Origin of the sequence: Bradyrhizobium iriomotense, assembly GCF_030160715.1 — a bacterium.
GTDB lineage: Bacteria > Pseudomonadota > Alphaproteobacteria > Rhizobiales > Xanthobacteraceae > Bradyrhizobium > Bradyrhizobium iriomotense.
This window is the reverse complement of sequence record NZ_BSOW01000046.1, coordinates 41,470-58,837: the sequence shown is the minus strand read 5'-3', so window position 1 is coordinate 58,837 and position 17,368 is coordinate 41,470. Positions and strand designations below refer to the sequence as shown.

The following is a 17,368-nucleotide window of genomic DNA, read 5'->3' as shown; positions in this document are numbered from 1 at the left end:
CCGCAATCGGCCACGCACTCGATGCCTTCACATCCGAGGAATGCGCCAACTACCTCAAAAATTCAGGTTATCGAACTTAATGCCATCACGCTTTAGTTGTTACATTCCTGTCCATTTTCATGGGGACTACGGGCGTAGTTGTCGGATCAATTTGGTTGCGAACAAACTCAGGAGTCGCCGCCCTCAAATGAAGTGGCGACAGCAGGAGCCATCCCGAGAATGGGTCACACGGCCGTTCCACCCAGATTCCACCCGCGGCCGCCCTCGCCAAAGATCTCGTAACCCGTCGGCGTCACAGCGACCGTGTCCTCGAGCTTGATGAAGCCGCGCCTCGGATGCTTCATCGTGGTCTCGATCGACACCACCATGCCCACCTCCAGCGGCAGCCGCGCGTCGGGATCGTCATAGGGAACCGGACCCTTGGCGGTCAGGCGAGGGGCCTCGTGGCTGACTAAGCCCATGCCGTGGGCGAGGAAGTCCGTGCAGTCGCGCTGGCCGATTTTGGCGAGCTCTTGCTCGGCCGCGGCATAGATCGCGCCGCCGAGCGCGCCCGGACGCACGGCCGCAAACGCGGCACGCTGGACGGCCTCGATCTCGGCGAGATAGTCCTTCAGTTCGCCATCCGGCTCACCCAGCACGGCCATGCGGGCGAGGTCGCCGATATAGCCGTGGTAATTCCCGCCAGAGTCGAGCGAGAGCACGTCGCCGTGCTCCCAGCGCTGCGGCGACGGCGCCCGGTTGTGGCTGTTGCCGCAGGCGAGCAGGCAATATTCGAAGGTCAGCCCGCGCTGGGCTTCGGCAATGCGCAAGGCGTCGGACAGCTGCTGCTTGGTCGTGCCTGGCCCGTGCCGCGCGATCACCTCCAGCATGGACGCGATCACGAGCTCCGAGGCCGTCTTGAGCTTGGCGAGCTCCGCCGTCGACTTGACCGCGCGCAGCCGCTCCAGCACCAGTAGCGCGTCCTTCAGTCCGCCGTCGGGCAGGGCATCGGCCAGCGCCCTGCCTGCGTCCATCGGCAGAAACGCCATCTCGACCCCGATCCACTTCATCCGCACGCCGGCCTCCTTGAGGACGTTAACGGCGCGCATGACGGCATCGACCGAGCCGTTGGATTCGGTCCGGACCTGCGCCACCCAGGGCGGCGCCACGGCGCGCTGGTGGGTCTCCAGGCGATGGCCGATATAGATCGCCTTATCGGGCTGGCCCTTGGGATAGACCAGGACCGGCAGGTACCGGCTGACACCCATCGCATCCATGTAGTCGAAGAAGATCGCGCGCTCCGCGCCGAGCAGGTACTGCACATTGTGCTTGGACGTCGCGATCAGGACGTCGAGGCCAGCGGCCTCCATCAGCCCGTCGAGCTTGGCGGCATCGAATGGAATGGCGCGAGCCTCGGCTCCGCGAGCGAGCTCCTGCATGATGGACCTCCGATGAGTGATCGTCTTTGCCGCCTTGCGCTTCGTACAACTCTGGGCCGGGAGCGGGGTTCTGGGTAGACTCAGAATTGTCGCGCCTGATCTGCGCACACATATCCGTAATTCGCATAAGGTATATTATGGAATATTTTTATGTCGAATTAGATCAATTATTTAGGCGGAATTCCTGACACTGCAGATTCGGTTGAGCCTCCAAATCGCCGCAGCCGTTGAGCTTGGCACCTGCGACCCGGCGCTCCTTTGCATGGGGTTGTTTTTCGAATTTTGGTGGTGAGCACCGAAGCGCGACGCGTTGTCCCGAAAGCCGATATTGCCGCGGCTCGGCTCCGCTGCAACTGCATCTCAGAACAACAACAAACCTTTTTGGGAGCAAACCCCCGATGAGCTTTTCCCGACGCACGCTTCTCAAGGCCTCCGCCGCGACCGCGGTTCTCGGCGGTATCGGCGCACCCCATGTGGCGCGCGCCCAGGCGGCCGAGTTTTCGTACAAATATGCCAACAACCTGCCGGACACCCATCCGTTGAACATCCGCGCCAAGGAGATGGCTGCGGCGATCAAGAGCGAGACGAACGGCAAGTTCGACCTGCAGATCTTCCCGAACAACCAGCTCGGCTCCGACACCGACATGCTGAGCCAGATCCGTTCCGGCGGCGTCGAGTTCTTCACGCTGTCCGGCCTGATCCTGGCGACGCTGGTGCCGGCGGCCTCGATCAACGGCATCGGCTTCGCGTTCCCGGACTACGATACGGTCTGGAAAGCCATGGACGGCGATCTCGGAGCCTATGTGCGCGGCGAGATCAAGAAGGCTGGCCTGGAGGTCATGGACAAGATCTGGGACAACGGCTTCCGCCAGACCACGTCGTCGACCAAGCCGATCAACGGCCCGGAGGACCTCAAGGGCTTCAAGATCCGCGTGCCGGTGTCGCCGCTGTGGACCTCGATGTTCAAGGCGTTCGATGCGGCCCCCGCCTCGATCAATTTCAGCGAGGTCTATTCGGCGCTCCAGACCAAGGTCGTCGAAGGCGAGGAGAACCCGCTGGCGATCATCTCGACCGCCAAGCTCTATGAGGTGCAGAAGTACTGCTCGCTGACCAACCACATGTGGGACGGCTTCTGGTTCCTGGCGAACCGCCGCGCGTGGAGCAGCTTGCCGGAGGATGTGCGGACCATCGTCGCCAAGAACATCAACGCTGCGGCTGTTAAGGAACGCGAGGACACGGCCAAGCTCAACGCCAATCTCCAGCAGGAGCTGGCCGGCAAGGGCCTGACCTTCAACCAGCCGGCAACGGCGCCGTTCCGCGACAAGCTGCGCAGCGCCGGCTTCTATGCCGAATGGAAGGGCAAGTATGGCGACCAGGCCTGGGATCTCCTGGAAAAGGCCGTCGGCAAGCTGTCGTAACGCATCAAGGCCGTCATGGCTCATGTCGAGGTTCAGGTGACCGAGGTGGTGGGCGAGGTGACCGTGCAGTCCCCTCGCCGACCTTCGTTTCCGGCTTCGCTGGAGCGCGTGCTCGGCTTCATGGTCGAGATCCCGGCGGCGATCCTGGTCGTCGCCGAGATCGTCATCCTGTTCGCCGGCGTGGTCGCACGCTACGGCTTGCACCGGCCACTGGTGTGGTCGGACGAGCTCGCATCCATCCTGTTCCTGTGGCTCGCCATGCTCGGCGCGGCGGTGGCGTTCCGCCGCTCCGAGCACATGCGCATGACGGCGATCGTCGCGAGCGCCAAGCCTGCGATGCGGGCCTATCTCGATCTCGTGGCGGTCTGCGCCGCGCTGGCGTTCCTCGTGATGATCGTCTGGCCGTCCTACGACTATGCTTATGAGGAAAGCTTCATCACGACGCCGGCGCTCCAGATCTCGAACATGTGGCGCGCCGCTGCGCTGCCGGTCGGCATCTGCCTGATGGCGGCGTTTGCCGTGCTGCGCCTGCTGCGCGCCGCCGACTATCGGATAGTGCTGAAGGCCGTGGTGACCGTCGCCGTCGTCGTCGGTTTGTTCTGGCTCGCAGAGCCGTACTTGCGGCCGCTCGGCAATCTCAACCTGGTGATCTTCTTCGTCGGCGTTGCCGGCTTCTGCGTCTTTGCCGGCGTTCCCATTGCGTTCGGCTTTGGCCTCGCGATCTTCGGCTATCTCGCGCTGACCACGCGCACGCCGGTGATGGTGCTGATCGGGCGGATGGACGAGGGCATGAGCCATCTGATCCTGCTCTCGGTGCCGCTGTTCGTGTTCCTGGGGCTTCTGATCGAGATGACCGGCATGGCGCGGGCCATGGTGGCGTTCCTGGCGAGCCTGCTCGGCCATGTCCGCGGCGGGCTGCATTATGTGCTGGTCGGCGCCATGTACCTCGTCTCCGGCATCTCCGGCGCCAAGGCGGCCGACATGGCGGCGGTCGCACCGGTCTTGTTCCCCGAGATGAAGCAGCGCGGCGCCAAGCCAGGCGATCTTGTCGCCCTGCTCGCGGCCACCGGCGCGCAGACCGAAACCATTCCGCCGAGCCTCGTGCTGATCACCATAGGCTCGGTCACGGGCGTCTCGATCGCGGCCCTGTTCACCGGCGGCCTGTTGCCCGGCGTGGTGCTGGCGCTGACGCTCTGCATGCTGGTCTGGTGGCGCTACCGCCACGAGGACATGAGCCATGTCCGCCGCGCCAGGGCGTCCGAGATCGGCAAGACCTTCGTCATCGCCCTGCCCGCGCTCGCCCTGCCCTTCGTGATCCGCTACGCGGTGGTTGAGGGCATTGCGACCGCGACCGAGGTCTCGACCATCGGCATCGTCTATGGCGTGCTGGTCGGCCTTCTGATCTACCGCCGCTTCGACTGGCGACGGCTGTTTCCGATGCTGGTCGAGACCGCGGCGCTGTCCGGGGCGATCCTGCTGATCATCGGCACCGCCACGGGCATGGCCTGGGGCCTGACGCAATCCGGCTTCTCGCGCTCGCTCGCATCAGCCATGACGGGCCTGCCCGGCGGCTCGGCCTCCTTCATCGCGGTCTCGATCCTGGCCTTCACCATCCTCGGCAGCGTGCTGGAGGGGATTCCGGCGATCGTGCTGTTCGGACCGCTTCTGTTTCCGATTGCCCGCGCCGTCGGCGTGCACGAGGTGCACTATGCCATGGTCATCATCCTCGCCATGGGCATCGGCCTGTTCGCCCCGCCCTTCGGCGTCGGCTATTATGCGGCCTGCGCGATTGGACGCGTTGACCCCGCCGAGGGCATCAGGCCAATCTGGGGCTATCTGCTGGCGTTGCTCGTGGGATTGATTATCGTTGCAATCTTTCCGTGGATTTCGATCGGATTCCTTTGAAGCGTTGAGGGAGGGTGCCGATGAGTGAGAGGCAGAACCACTACAATATCGGCCTGGACAAGACGCCCGCCAACTACGTGCCGCTGACCCCGCTGAGCTTCCTCGCGCGCAGCGCGGCCGTTTATCCCGACCATGTCAGCACCGTCTATGAAGGCCGCAGCTTCACCTGGGCGCAGACTTATGAGCGGTGCCGGCGCTTTGCATCATATCTGGCGGGCAAGGGCATCGGCGTCGCCGACACCGTGGCGGCCATGCTGCCGAACGTGCCGGCGATGAACGAGGTGCATTTTGCGGTTCCCATGACGGGTGCCGTGCTCAACGCGCTCAACATCCGCCTCGACGCACCCTCGATCGCGTTCCAGCTCGATCACGGCGGGGCGAAGATCATCCTGGTCGATCCCGAGTTCTCCGGCGTGATCACCGATGCGCTGGCGCAGATGAAGGGACCAAAGCCGTTCGTGATCGACGTCGACGACGCCGCCTTCAACGGCGGCAAGCGCATCGGCGAGATCGAGTATGAAGCAGCGGTCGCGCAGGGCGATCCCGGCTTCACCGCGATCCCGCCGCAGGACGAGTGGGACGCCATCGCGCTGAGCTACACCTCGGGCACCACGGGCAATCCCAAGGGGGTCGTCACCCATCATCGCGGCGCGTATCTGAACGCCGTCAGCAACATCCTCGCCGGCAATCTCGGCCAGCACCCGGTCTACCTCTGGACGCTGCCGATGTTCCATTGCAACGGCTGGTGCTTCCCCTGGACCATCGCCGCATCCGCCGGCATCAACGTCTGCCTGCGCAAGGTCGAGCCGACAAAGATCTTCGAGCTGGTCAAGCAGCACGCCGTCACCCACATGTGCGGCGCGCCGATCGTCTACAACACGCTGATCAACGCGCCCGATGCGCCCAAAGGCAACGCTGCGCGCCGCGTCGTCGGCCTGATCGCGGGCGCGGCGCCGCCAGTCGCCGTCCTCGAGGGGGCCGAGAGCATCGGCATCAAGCTCACCCATGTCTATGGCCTGACCGAGGTCTATGGGCCCGCCTCGGTTTGCGCCGAGCAGCCGGGCTGGGACGAGCTGTCCGCGCCGGAGCGCGCGCGGATGAAGCGACGGCAGGGCGTGCCCTACCCGCTGGAGGAAGGCGTCACCGTCATCAATCCGCAGACCATGCAGGAGGTGCCGCGCGACGGCGAGACCATCGGCGAGGTCATGTTCCGCGGCAACATCGTGATGAAAGGCTATCTGAAGAACGACAAGGCGACCAAAGAGGCCTTCGAAGGCGGCTGGTTTCACACCGGCGATCTCGGCGTGCTCGACGAGCACGGCTACGTCATCATCAAGGACCGCTCCAAGGACATCATCATCTCCGGCGGCGAGAACATCTCCTCCGTCGAGGTCGAGGACATCCTCTACAAGCACCCGGCCGTGCTGTTCGCGGCCGTGGTCGCAAAACCCGATCCGAAATGGGGCGAGGTGCCCTGCGCCTTCGTCGAGCTGAAGGACGGCGCCAGCGCGAGCGAAGCCGACATCATCGCGTTCTGCCGCAGCCACATGTCCGGCTTCAAGACGCCAAAGGCGGTGGTTTTCGGACCAATCCCGAAGACGTCCACGGGCAAGATCCAGAAATTCCTGCTGCGCAACCAGGTGGACTCGGCAAAGGCGATATCGGCCTGATTCGCCGCGCGAATTGCGACCGCCCGTGAAACCCCGGAAACGGTCGGAAAAGATATGAAAAAGATGGAGACGCGCCTACGGTTCCTCAGGATCGGATTCGCTGATTCCCGAACGAGGCGCCGCGCGATTCGTGTGGCGGGCGACCGGACCGGTGGGGCGCTTCATGCGATTTGTCTTGCGCACAGACGCATCTTTGCGTCTGGCGCCGCTATTGATGATCGGATTGCTGCCGGGCATCGCGCAGGCGCAAGGCCTGACGGAGCCTCCCGTCAGTGCGTCCGCGCCTGAACAGACCATCGCTCCCGCACCTTCCCCGCAAACCGCTCAAACGCCCACAAGCCCGGCAGTGCCAGCGAGCCCGGCAGCGCCAACGAGCCCGAGTGCCGGCAGCGCAGCCACCGCTTCAGTCGCGCCCAGCGTCAGCGTGGCCACCGCCAGTACGACTTCATCTCCAGCTGCCAGCCAGCCGAGCGTCGCCACCGCGCCACCGTCACAGTCAGCTTCGTCGCCGGCCGCGAGTGCCACCAGCGCCACGACCTCGCCTTCCGCCGGCGGCAATCCGACCAGTCAGCCGAGCGTCGCTGCGACCACCGCGCCGACCACGGGTGCGAATGCCAGCTTCGGTCCGGCATCGTCGCCCGGTCCGGCAGCGCTGTCGCAGGCCGAGACCGCGCAGGCGACTCTCCTCGCGATGACGCAGTTCACACAGACGCTGCTCGATCCCACGATCGACGGCCGCGGAGTGGATGCATCGCCGGCGCTCGCCGACGAAACGCTGGCGGCCTATGCCGCGATCCCATCGGATCGAATGCGTGGCGGTGTCGGGCGCGAGGTCTACGAGGCCGTCTACGGCAAGATGCCCCTCGCCGGCTCCTCTTACGCACCGCATTGGAGCATCTGGGCTTCGGGCATCGGCGGTTCACAAGTGGCGGGCAGCAACGTCGCACCGGGTGCGAGCTCATCGAGCCGGATTTTCGCGACCGTGGTCGGCGCCGATTATTCGCTGTCACAGCAAACGCGATTTGGCTTTGCGATGGCCGGCGGCGGCACCAATTTCGCCGGCAGCGCCGGCAGCGGCCGTTCCGATCTGTTTCAGGCCGGCGCCTTCGTCCGGCATACGGTCGGGCAGGCCTATGTCGCCACGGCGCTTGCCTATGGCTGGCAGGCGATCACCAGCGATCATCCCGGCATCGATCAGCTCAACGCGGCCTTCAACGCCAATGCCTATTCCGGGCGTATCGAAAGCGGCTACCGCTTCACCACGCCCTGGCTCGGCGTGACCGCCTACGCCGCCGGACAGTTCATGGCCTTCAGCCTGCCGGCCAATGCGCAGCAACCGGCCTTTGCTACGAATGCGTTTGCCGCGGCCTTCGGCAGCGATCGCGTCACCGACAGCCGCAGCGAAGCAGGCTTGCGCACCAATGCGTCCTTCGCGCTCCAGGGCGGTGTGCTGAATTTACGCACGCACCTCGCCTGGGCACATGATTTCAGCGCCGCGAACACGGTTGCACCGGCCTTCCAGGCGCTGCCCGGGCTTGGCTATGTCGCCAGCGGCGCAGCGCTGGCTCCGAACTCGGCGCTCGCGGGCGGGGCGATCGAGTTAAAATGGCTGAATGGCTGGGCCGCGGCCGCAAGCTTCGACGGCGAATTCTCCAGCCAGGTGCGGTCCTATACCGGCAAGGCCATCATGCGCTACGCTTGGTAGGACACGCGCTTTAGCGCGTTTCCAGCCGCATACCGTCATAGGCCGGCACCACGCCCGCCGGCAGCGACTGCCTCACCACCTCGTAATCGACGTCAGCGGTCATGTTCGTAATGACGGCGCGCTTCGGCTTGAAGCGTTCGATCCAGGTCAGCGCGTCGTTGATGCTGAAATGGCTGACGTGACCGGTGTAGCGCAGACCATCGACGATCCAGAGATCGAGATTTTCCAGCGCACCCCAGCTCTCGCGCGGAATGTCGTTGAGGTCGGGCGTGTAGGCGGCATCGCCAATGCGATAGCCGAGCGCGGGGATCTGGCCGTGCTGCACCAGGAAGGCCGTCATCTTCACGGCACCGCCCTTCCCCAAGATGGTCTGGGTCTCGCCTGCCTCGATCGAATGCCGCGTCAGGATCGGCGGATAGTCGCTGCCCTCCGGCGAGATGAAGCAATAGGAGAACCGCGCCATGATGTCCTTGGCGGTCGACTGATTGAAATAGGTCGGAATGCGCTTGCGCATGTGCAACACGACCGAGCGCAGATCGTCCATGCCGTGAGTCTGATCGGCATGCTCGTGCGTCAGGAATACCGCGTCGATGTGATCGACATTGGCATCGATGAGCTGCTCGCGCAGGTCGGGCGAGGTGTCGATGACGATCCGCGTGGTGCCGTGCTCCCCGGCCTGCTCGACCAGCAGCGAGCAGCGGCGGCGGCGGTTCTTTGGGTTGTTGGGGTCGCAGGCGCCCCAGCCGAGCGCCGGGCGCGGCACGCCGGCGGAAGAGCCGCAGCCCAGAATCGTCAGCGTCAGTGTCATGCGGCGTCCCTGCTTTAAAGCATGATCCGGAAAAGTGTGAAGCGGTTTTCCGAAAAGATCATGCGCAAACAACAACCTAAAGCGCGACGACGATTCATCCTAATCTCATCGCGCTTTAGGCATTCACCCTGGAGAACAGGCGGAAGAAGTTGTCGGTGGTCTGGCGCGAGATCTCGTCAAGCGATACGCCGCGCGTCTCGGCGAGGACCTTTGCCACTTCCACCACATAAGCCGGCTCATTGCGCTTGCCACGGAATTTGCCGGGCGCAAGATAAGGCGAATCCGTTTCAACGAGGATGCGGTCCGCCGGCAGCTCGGCCGCAAGCGCGCGCAAGGCTTCCGACTTCTTGAAGGTCAGGATGCCCGTGAAACCGATGTAAAGCCCGAGCGAGATGGCCTTCAGTGCAAGCTCGCGTCCGCCCGTGTAACAATGCAGCACGGCGGCAAACGATCCTGTCGCGACCTCCCCCTCCAGAATGCGCGCGCAGTCCTCGTCCGCCTCGCGGGTGTGGATCACGAGCGGCAGGCCGGTTGCGCGTGCGGCCGCGATATGGGCGCGAAAGCCCCTCGCCTGCGCCTCGGGTGAACCGTTGTCGTAGAAATAGTCGAGTCCCGCCTCCCCAAGCGCAACCACTTTGGGGTGCTTCGTCAGCGCGATCAGTTCGTCCGGCGAGATGCCGTCCTCCTCATCCGCATTGTGCGGATGGGTGCCGACCGAGCAATAGACGTTGTCGTAGCGCTCCGCGATAGCGATGAGCTGGTCGAACTTGCGCACCCGCGTCGAGATCGTGACCATGCGGCCAACGCCAGCGGCAGCCGCACGCGACACGATCCCGTCGAGATCGTCCGAGAAATCCGGAAAATCCAGATGGCAGTGACTGTCGACCAGCATCGTCTTAAGCCTTAGGCCGCCGGCTCGACGTAGCGCGGGAAGGCCGGCATCGGCGCGGGCAGCGTCGAGCCGGGCGCGATCCGCTTCTCGCCGCCGAGCATAGCGAAAGTCCGCTCGCCTTCGGGGATGCCGAGGCTGTCGAGCAGCTTGGCTGAGGCGCTCGGCATCGCAGGCTGGGTCAGGATCGCGATCTGGCGCACGACTTCGGCGGTCACGTAAAGGACCGTCTTCTGCCGCGCCGGATCGGTCTTCGCCAGCGCCCAGGGCGCTTCGCCCGCGAAATAGCGGTTGGCTTCGGCGACCACGGCCCACACCGCGTTGAGCCATTGATGGATCTGCTGCGTCGCCATCGCTTCGCGCGCCGCTGCGATCATGCCGTCAGCTTGCGCCAGGATCGCCTTGTCGTTGTCGCTGAACTCGCCCGGCTCCGGCAGCACGCCGCCGAGCTGCTTGGCGATCATCGACAGCGAGCGCTGCGCGAGATTGCCGAGGTCGTTGGCAAGGTCCGCGTTGATGCGCGCGACGATGGCCTCATGGTTATAGTTGCCGTCCTGGCCGTACGGCACCTCGCGCAGGAAGAAATAGCGCATCTGATCGACGCCATACTGGTCCGCGAGATTGAAGGGATCGACGACATTGCCGACCGACTTCGACATCTTCTCGCCCCTGTTGAACAGGAAGCCGTGGGCATAGACCCGCTTTGGCACGGGAATGCCGGCCGACATCAGGAACGCAGGCCAGTAGACGGCGTGGAAGCGGATGATGTCCTTGCCGATGATGTGCACATCGGCCGGCCAATAGCGCCAATTGCCGTCGCTCTCGTCGGGGAAGCCGACGCCGGTGATGTAGTTGGTCAGCGCATCGACCCAGACATACATCACGTGGTCTTCATCGCCGGGCACTTTCACGCCCCAGTCGAACGTGGTGCGCGAGATCGAGAGATCGCGCAGGCCGCTCCTAACGAAGCTCACCACCTCGTTCTTGCGCGCATCCGGGCCGATGAACTCGGGATTGTCCTCATAGAGCTTCAGGAGCTTGTCCTGATACGCCGACAGGCGGAAGAAATAGCTCTTCTCCTCGACCCACTCGACGGGCGTGCCCTGCGGGCCGAGCCGCACGCCGTCATCGTTCAGGCGCGTCTCGTCCTCGGCGTAGTAGGCCTCGTCGCGGACGGAGTACCAGCCGGCATAGGTGTCGACATAGATGTCGCCGCTCTCAGCCATCCGCCGCCAGATCTCCTGGCTGGAACGATGGTGCTGCTCCTCGGTGGTGCGGATGAAGCGATCGAACGAGACGTCGAGCCGCTGGTCCATCTCCCTGAAGCGGTTGGCGTTGCGCGTCGCGAGCGCCGACGGCGTCAGCCCCTCGTTCTGCGCGGTCTGGATCATCTTCAGCCCGTGCTCGTCGGTGCCCGTCAGGAAGAACACGTCCTTGCCGTCGAGCCGCGCAAAGCGCGCGAGCACGTCGGCCGAAATCGCCTCGTAGGCGTGGCCGATATGGGGCTGACCGTTGGGATAGGCGATCGCGGTCGTGATGTAGAACGCGTTGCCGCGCGCAGCTGCGGCGGCGGGCGCTGCCACTTGCGGAGCAGCCACCTTCTTCGCAGGCGCGCGAGGTGCCTTCGGCTTCGCGACTTTCGGAGGCGCCACGACCGGAGCTGGCGTCGCGGAAGGCGCTGCTGCCACGGTCGTCTTGACGGCCTTGGCCGGTTTCTTGGCGACTTCCTTCTTGGCAGCGACCTGCTTCGTCCCGCTTGTCTTGCTGGCCTTCTTCGTCGTCTTGGTTACGCGCGCCTTGGCCTTGGATTTGGACTTCTTCGCTGCCTTGGCTGCAGCCTTCTTCGTCGTCTTGGCAGTCTTGCCCGCACGCGACTTCGCCGACCGCTTCGCGGCCTTCTTGGCAGCTTTCTTGGCGGTTTTTTTGGCGACCTTCTTTGCAGCCTTCTTGCCGCTTTTGCGTTTGACGGTTTTCTTAGCTCGCGTTGCCACCACGAATTCCTTTACCGGCTTCTCAAAATTTGGAAACGAACCTGCGCCTAGCGCGTTGCGTCCGCCAGCCAGCCGAACACCGAGAAAACCAAGGGCTTTCGCTCCAGATTGTAGGTTTCGGTGTCGCGCGCGGCGCGGACGATCTTTTCCCATACCTCCGCAAGGCGCGCAAGGCGCGGCAGGTTCTGGTTGGCGCTCGCCTCATCGGCATGCAGCCGCTCGGCGATCCAGCGGTCGATGCCGTCGATGAAGGCGGCGAGCGCCACGCGGTCGCTGGTCCCGAGCGAATCGCCAAGCGTGTGCAATTCCTTCGGATCGACCTGCGGCAGGCGCGCGAGCAGCGCCGCGGTGCGCTGCTGGAGCTTCAGCGCATCGCCGCCGAGCAGCGTCAGCGCGCGCGCGACACTGCCCTCGGCGGCATCTGCGGCCTCACGCAGCGACGGATCGGCCTCCTCGATATCGGCAGCGATCGCAGCAGCTCCGATCACCTCGTCGGTCGCAAGCGCGCGCAGCCGCAGCTTGCGGCAGCGCGACTGGATCGTCGCCAGCACCCGCGCCGGCGCGTGGCTGACCAGCAGGAACAGGGATTGCTGCGGCGGCTCCTCGAGGATCTTCAGAAGCGCGTTCGCCGCGTTCGGATTGAGCTCGTCGACGGTGTCGACGATGCAGACGCGCCAGCCTTCGGCGGCCGCCGTCGAACCAAAGAATGCGATCGTCTCGCGCGTCTCGTCGACGGTGATGACCGTGCGCATCACGCCGCGGTCGTTCGCCGTGCGCTCCAGCGTCAGCAGCCCACCATGCGAGCCGGCGGCGACCTGCCGCGCAACGGGGTCGTTTGGATCGATCGACAGATCCCCGGCCCGCTGTACGGCGGGCGCGAGCGGATGGCCGTGCGCGAGCACGAAGCGCGCCATCCGGTACGCCAGTGTCGCCTTGCCGATGCCTTGCGGTCCGCCGATCAGCCAGGCATGCGGTATGCGCCCGCTGCGATAGGCTGACAGCAGCGCCGCTTCGGCTTCGCGATGGCCGAACAGGCGGCTGGTCTCGCGCGGATGCGGGACCGCGGTCTCGCGCTCGGTCTGGCGAGGGCTCATGCGGACGCCGCCCTGGTCGGTGCGCTAAACACACGATCGCGCACCGCCGCCCAGATTCGCGCGGCGACCGTATCCGCATCGCCGCTGGCGTCGATCAGCACGCAGCGCCCGGGATCGCCGGCTGCGATCCTGCGATAGGCCTCGCGCAGATCCTGGTGGAATTTGAGGCTCTCGCCCTCGAAGCGATCCGGTGTGCCGCTGCCGCGCCGCGCGGCCGCGCGCTGCAGACCGATCTCGACCGGCAGATCGAGGACGATCGTGACGTCCGGCTTGAGATCACCGATCGTGACCCGCTGCATCGCGTTGATGACGCCTTCAGGCACGCTGCCAAGGCTGCCCTGATAGGCCCGCGTCGAGTCGGCGAAGCGGTCGCACAGGACCCAGGTGCCTTGGTTGAGTGCCGGCTCGATCACGGTGCGGACATGGTCGTCACGGGCAGCCGCGAACAACAGCGTCTCGGCATCCGGCCCGAGCAGCTTGCCCATCCCCGACAGCACGAGATGGCGCATGATCTCCGCGCCCGGCGAGCCGCCAGGCTCGCGGGTGACGATGGTCTTCAGCTTCGTGGCGTTGAGCCGGTCGGCGAGCCGCTTGATCTGGGTCGACTTGCCGGAGCCCTCGCCGCCTTCAAAGGTAATGAATCGCCCGCGCCCGGACGGCGGCTTCACTGCGATCTCGGTCATGGTCAGAGCTTCTCGGCGCCCGCGCGGAACATGCCGATCACGAGCTCGCTCGCGCCGTCAATCGCGCGCCGCATGGTTGAGCCGGTGCCGATCGCCTCCGCCGCATAGACCGGTGTCTCGACCGCGATTTGGCCGCTGCGCCAGACCCGCACCACGCCGACCGGCTGCCCCTCCTGGACTGGCGCGCGCACCGGGCCGCTATAGACGATGCGCGCGATCAGCTTGTCGCCGCCATTCTTGTGCACCATCACCTTGACCGGAGTTTTGGCGACGAGCTTGACCGAGCGGCTCTCGCCGCCGAACACCTTTGCGTAGCCCACCGGCTGATCGGCTGCGATCAGGGTCCGGGTCTCGAAGTTGCGAAAGCCCCATTCCAGCATTTTCTTGGCTTCGGTGGCGCGATCCTCGGAGTCTTCCAGGCCGTTGACGACGACGATCAGCCGCGTGCCGTTCTGCACGGCCGAGCCGACCATGCCGTAGCCGCCCTCCTTGGTGAAACCGGTCTTGAGCCCGTCAGCGCCCTCCATGGCATTGAGCAGCGGATTGCGGTTGGGCTGGCGGATCTTGTTCCAGGTGAACTCCTTCTCGCCGAACAGTTTGTAGAACTCCGGATAGTCCAGGATGATGTGGCGCGCGAGGACGCCGAGCTCGCGCACCGTCATCTTGTTGCCGGGGTCGGGCAACCCGTTCGAATTGGCGAAGGTCGATTTGGTCAGGCCGAGCTCGCGGGCGCGCTTGGTCATGAAATCGGAGGCGAACAGGCGCTCGTTACCCGACAAGCCCTCGGCGAGTGCGATGCAGGCATCGTTGCCGCTCTGGATGATCGCGCCGTGCAGGAGATCGTCGACCGACACCTTGCTGTTGATGGCGGCGAACATGGTCGAGCCGCCGGAGGGCGCACCGCCCTTCCGCCAGGCATTCTCGCTGATCCGGTACTCGTCGGTCAGCTTGATGTCGCCCTTCTTGACCGCGTTGAAGACGACCTCCGCGGTCATCAGCTTCATCATGCTGGAGGGCGCGCGCAGCTCGTCGGCGTTCTTCTCAAAGAGGACGCTGCCGCTCGACGCCTCGATCAGGATCGCGGTGGGCGCGTCGCCGTCAAAGCCGGCCTCTTCCTTCTTGGCGCCCTGCACACTCTGATTGGCGGCGTAGAGCACCCCGCCCCAGCCGAGGCTCAAGGCCACGCCGGCCGCCACGAGCCCGCGCGCAAGCCACCTGGCGGTGAACCGGGTTGGGCGGGTCGGAGGAAAGCGAAATGCCATGGCGAAGCCCTGAGAGCGGCGTTCTAACAGTTGGCCCCTGCGCAAACAACACGGGGAACCGGATCATCACCCGAAGATTGCACAGGTGGGCCGGCGTCCCTATCGTAGCGCGTCACGATTTCCGACCAAACCTCTGAAAGAAGGCGGAAAAGCGATGTCCTCCTCCCGCGTGATCTCAGCCAATGGGATCGATCTTTTCGTCCGCGAACAGGGCCAGGGGCCGCTGGTCGTGCTGTGCCACGGCTGGCCGGAACTGTCCTACTCCTGGCGTCATCAGATCCCGGCGCTGGCGGCGGCTGGTTTTCGCGTCGTTGCCCCGGATATGCGGGGCTACGGCCGGACAACGGCACCGTCCGGCGTTGCCGCCTACTCCATCTTCGACACGGTTGGTGATGTTGTTGCCCTCGTGCAGGCGCTTGGCGAGACCAAGGCCATGGTCATCGGTCACGACTGGGGCGCGCCGGTGGCCTGGCATGCGGCGCTATTCCGGCCGGACATGTTCACGGCGGTGGCGGGTCTAAGCGTCCCGCCGCCGTTCCGCGGCCACGGCAAGCCGCTCGACCTGCTGCGCGAGAACGGCATCACCAATTTCTACTGGCAGTACTTTCAGACGCCCGGCGTCGCCGAGGCCGAGCTCGAGCGCGATGTCGCCCACACCATGCGCATCGTGCTGGGCGGGCGCGGGCTGTCCGATCCGACGGCGGCGATGTTCGTTCAGGACGACAAGGGCTTTCTCGGCCACGCCAGCGGCTCGGAGCCGCTGCCGAGCTGGTTGACGGAGGCGGACCTCGCCTATTTCACCGAGACCTATCGCAAGTCCGGCTTCCGCGGCGGCCTCAACTGGTATCGCAACATCGACCGCAATTGGGAACTGACCGCGCCTTGGCAGGATGCGCAGATTCATCAGCCCTCGCTGTTCATCGCCGGCTCCAAGGATGCCGTCATCACAGGACTGATCGGTGCCAGACGCGTCAATGAGCTCGATCGCGTGCTGCCCAACCTGAAGCGCAAGCTGATCATCGACGGCGCCGGACACTGGGTGCAGCAGGAGCGGCCCGACGAGGTCAACGCGGCCCTGGTGAAGTTCCTAAAGGAAAGCGCGGTTCAGTAGAGCCCGCGACCGCTCAGGATATTGCGCGCCTCGGCCGCACCGTCGTCGGAGACATAGGCTGCCGATGGCGCCGTATCCGACGCATAGCGGCCGTCCTGGTCATAAGACACCGCGCGCGCGTTCTGGAGCGCCCGGCCGCGAGTGCGGCTCGAGGCCGACATTTCCGAGGTCGCGTTGATCGAGGCGACGTCGGGCGACGTGTTGCCGAGGCTGTAGGGCCGCCCTTCCGGCAGCGGAACCTCGCCACGGATCGCGCCATGGCTGGAAACGGAGAGCTCCGGGACGAACGGCCTGGCCGAGGCGACGCGGACCATCGAGGGGGTCGGAGCCGGAATGCCGGTGCGCAAGGTGGCCATCAGCTGGCGGTCGTCGGAGCCCTCGAGGGGCGCCCGGCCGACATATTCGACGCGCACCTTGGCGACGCCATTGCCTTTGAATTCAAGCAGTTCAGCGGCCTTGTTCGAGACGTCGATGAGGCGGTTGCCGTGATAGGGCCCGCGGTCATTGACCCGGACGATCAGCGATTTGCCGTTCGAAAGGTTGGTCACCCGCGCGTAGCACGGCATCGGCAAGGTCGGATGCGCCGCGGTGAGCGAGCCCATGTCGAAGATTTCGCCATTGGCGGTCAGGCGGCCGTGGAAGTCGTCGCCATACCAGGAAGCGAGGCCCTCGGCGCGGTAGTTGGCGTCCTCCTCCGGCACGTAGGTCTTGCCGGCCACCACATAGGGCTTGCCGACGCGATAGGTGCCGCCGCCCTTGGGCACGGGATCGCCAAAAGCCACCACGCGCGGGCTGGAGGACACGCCGTATTTCGGATCGACGCGGCTGGCGAATTTGCCCGATGAGGCGCAGTTGGCGAGCGCGAGGCAGGTCGCGGCAGCCGCAACACCACGCGCGGCCCGCATCATCGAATCTGACCGTCGGATCCCCATTCGCCCCAATACCATCTCGCCGGACGCGTGCCCACAAGGAGGCCTTCTGCCGGTCTTTGCCCGAAACGGCCCACCACCGGTTCGGAAGTGGTGACGATATCGCAACGTGATCACGGCGGAAATGGGGAGCGCGCGGCCCTCGCGCCGAGATGGTAAACCAGAAGTTCGCGTTCTCTCCGTTGATCTACGGAGCGTCGGCGCGCGACGCGCGCTATTCCCGTCCCGGTCCTGGACAAACTGTTGCGCCGAAGCCTCACTGCTTCCCCATTGCAAGCGCGCACATTGGAATCCTTTTGACTGTGCAAGGCGGTACGCGTTTTGTCGCGTGTGCGAGGGGCGCAACGGAAGTTTGCGATGATTGAGACGGTTTCAGCACTGATGGGTCTGGTGAGCGCGGGAATCTTCCTGGCCCATGCATTCGAAGGATACCGCACGAGGGCATAATGCCTCGTGCGGAAGCATCACCTCTTTCAATTGAGCGC

General features: G+C 65.0%; 13 protein-coding genes. 5 read left to right on the top strand and 8 right to left on the bottom strand.

Features of this window, described 5'->3' with window-relative positions; all coding sequences use genetic code 11:
* Positions 1 to 224: 224 nt before the first annotated feature.
* A complete protein-coding gene (locus QQL28_RS40630) occupies positions 225 to 1,418 on the bottom strand; it encodes a M24 family metallopeptidase (protein ID WP_284274697.1) in 1,194 nt (397 codons plus the stop codon).
* Between the two features lie 398 nt (positions 1,419 to 1,816).
* On the opposite strand from QQL28_RS40630, the gene QQL28_RS40625 reads away from it, so the two are divergent.
* From QQL28_RS40625 to QQL28_RS40610, 4 genes are all read left to right on the top strand, one after another.
* Positions 1,817 to 2,836, top strand: coding sequence for a TRAP transporter substrate-binding protein (locus QQL28_RS40625; protein WP_284274696.1), 1,020 nt, complete (start codon positions 1,817 to 1,819; stop codon positions 2,834 to 2,836).
* A 15-nt stretch (positions 2,837 to 2,851) separates the two neighbouring features.
* Positions 2,852 to 4,741: a TRAP transporter large permease gene (locus QQL28_RS40620; protein WP_284274695.1), complete on the top strand. Its 1,890-nt coding sequence runs from the start codon at positions 2,852 to 2,854 to the stop codon at positions 4,739 to 4,741.
* Positions 4,742 to 4,761: 20 nt separating this feature from the next.
* A complete protein-coding gene (locus QQL28_RS40615) occupies positions 4,762 to 6,411 on the top strand; it encodes an acyl-CoA synthetase (protein ID WP_284274694.1) in 1,650 nt (549 codons plus the stop codon).
* A 424-nt stretch (positions 6,412 to 6,835) separates the two neighbouring features.
* The gene (locus tag QQL28_RS40610; protein WP_284274693.1) at positions 6,836 to 8,116 is read left to right on the top strand and encodes an autotransporter outer membrane beta-barrel domain-containing protein; all 1,281 of its coding nucleotides are present in this window, start codon (positions 6,836 to 6,838) and stop codon (positions 8,114 to 8,116) included.
* Between the two features lie 10 nt (positions 8,117 to 8,126).
* On the opposite strand, the gene QQL28_RS40605 is transcribed toward QQL28_RS40610, so the two are convergent.
* The 6 genes from QQL28_RS40605 to QQL28_RS40580 all read right to left on the bottom strand — a co-directional run bounded on the left by QQL28_RS40605 (position 8,127) and on the right by QQL28_RS40580 (position 14,843).
* The gene (locus QQL28_RS40605; RefSeq protein ID WP_284274692.1) at positions 8,127 to 8,924 is read right to left on the bottom strand and encodes an MBL fold metallo-hydrolase; all 798 of its coding nucleotides are present in this window, start codon (positions 8,922 to 8,924) and stop codon (positions 8,127 to 8,129) included.
* Positions 8,925 to 9,039: 115 nt separating this feature from the next.
* Entirely contained in the window at positions 9,040 to 9,816 is a 777-nt protein-coding gene (locus QQL28_RS40600; protein WP_284274691.1) for a TatD family hydrolase, read from the bottom strand.
* An 11-nt stretch (positions 9,817 to 9,827) separates the two neighbouring features.
* Positions 9,828 to 11,804 carry a methionine--tRNA ligase gene (gene metG, locus QQL28_RS40595; protein WP_284274690.1) on the bottom strand — a complete coding sequence of 659 codons (1,977 nt, stop codon included), beginning with the start codon at positions 11,802 to 11,804 and terminating at the stop codon, positions 9,828 to 9,830.
* A 47-nt stretch (positions 11,805 to 11,851) separates the two neighbouring features.
* Complete coding sequence (locus tag QQL28_RS40590; RefSeq protein ID WP_284274689.1) at positions 11,852 to 12,898, bottom strand: DNA polymerase III subunit delta'; 1,047 nt, start codon at positions 12,896 to 12,898, stop codon at positions 11,852 to 11,854.
* Positions 12,895 to 13,581: a dTMP kinase gene (gene tmk, locus QQL28_RS40585; RefSeq protein WP_284274688.1), complete on the bottom strand. Its 687-nt coding sequence runs from the start codon at positions 13,579 to 13,581 to the stop codon at positions 12,895 to 12,897. Before tmk ends, QQL28_RS40590 begins: the two co-directional genes overlap by 4 nt.
* A gap of 2 nt (positions 13,582 to 13,583) precedes the next feature.
* The gene (locus QQL28_RS40580; RefSeq protein ID WP_284274687.1) at positions 13,584 to 14,843 is read right to left on the bottom strand and encodes a D-alanyl-D-alanine carboxypeptidase family protein; all 1,260 of its coding nucleotides are present in this window, start codon (positions 14,841 to 14,843) and stop codon (positions 13,584 to 13,586) included.
* Between the two features lie 154 nt (positions 14,844 to 14,997).
* On the opposite strand from QQL28_RS40580, the gene QQL28_RS40575 reads away from it, so the two are divergent.
* Positions 14,998 to 15,954 carry an alpha/beta fold hydrolase gene (locus QQL28_RS40575; protein ID WP_284274686.1) on the top strand — a complete coding sequence of 319 codons (957 nt, stop codon included), beginning with the start codon at positions 14,998 to 15,000 and terminating at the stop codon, positions 15,952 to 15,954.
* Here QQL28_RS40575 and QQL28_RS40570 read toward each other — a convergent pair.
* Complete coding sequence (locus tag QQL28_RS40570) at positions 15,948 to 16,859, bottom strand: septal ring lytic transglycosylase RlpA family protein (protein ID WP_284274704.1); 912 nt, start codon at positions 16,857 to 16,859, stop codon at positions 15,948 to 15,950. The two genes, QQL28_RS40575 and QQL28_RS40570, sit on opposite strands and share 7 nt — an antisense overlap.
* Positions 16,860 to 17,368 lie beyond the last annotated feature (509 nt).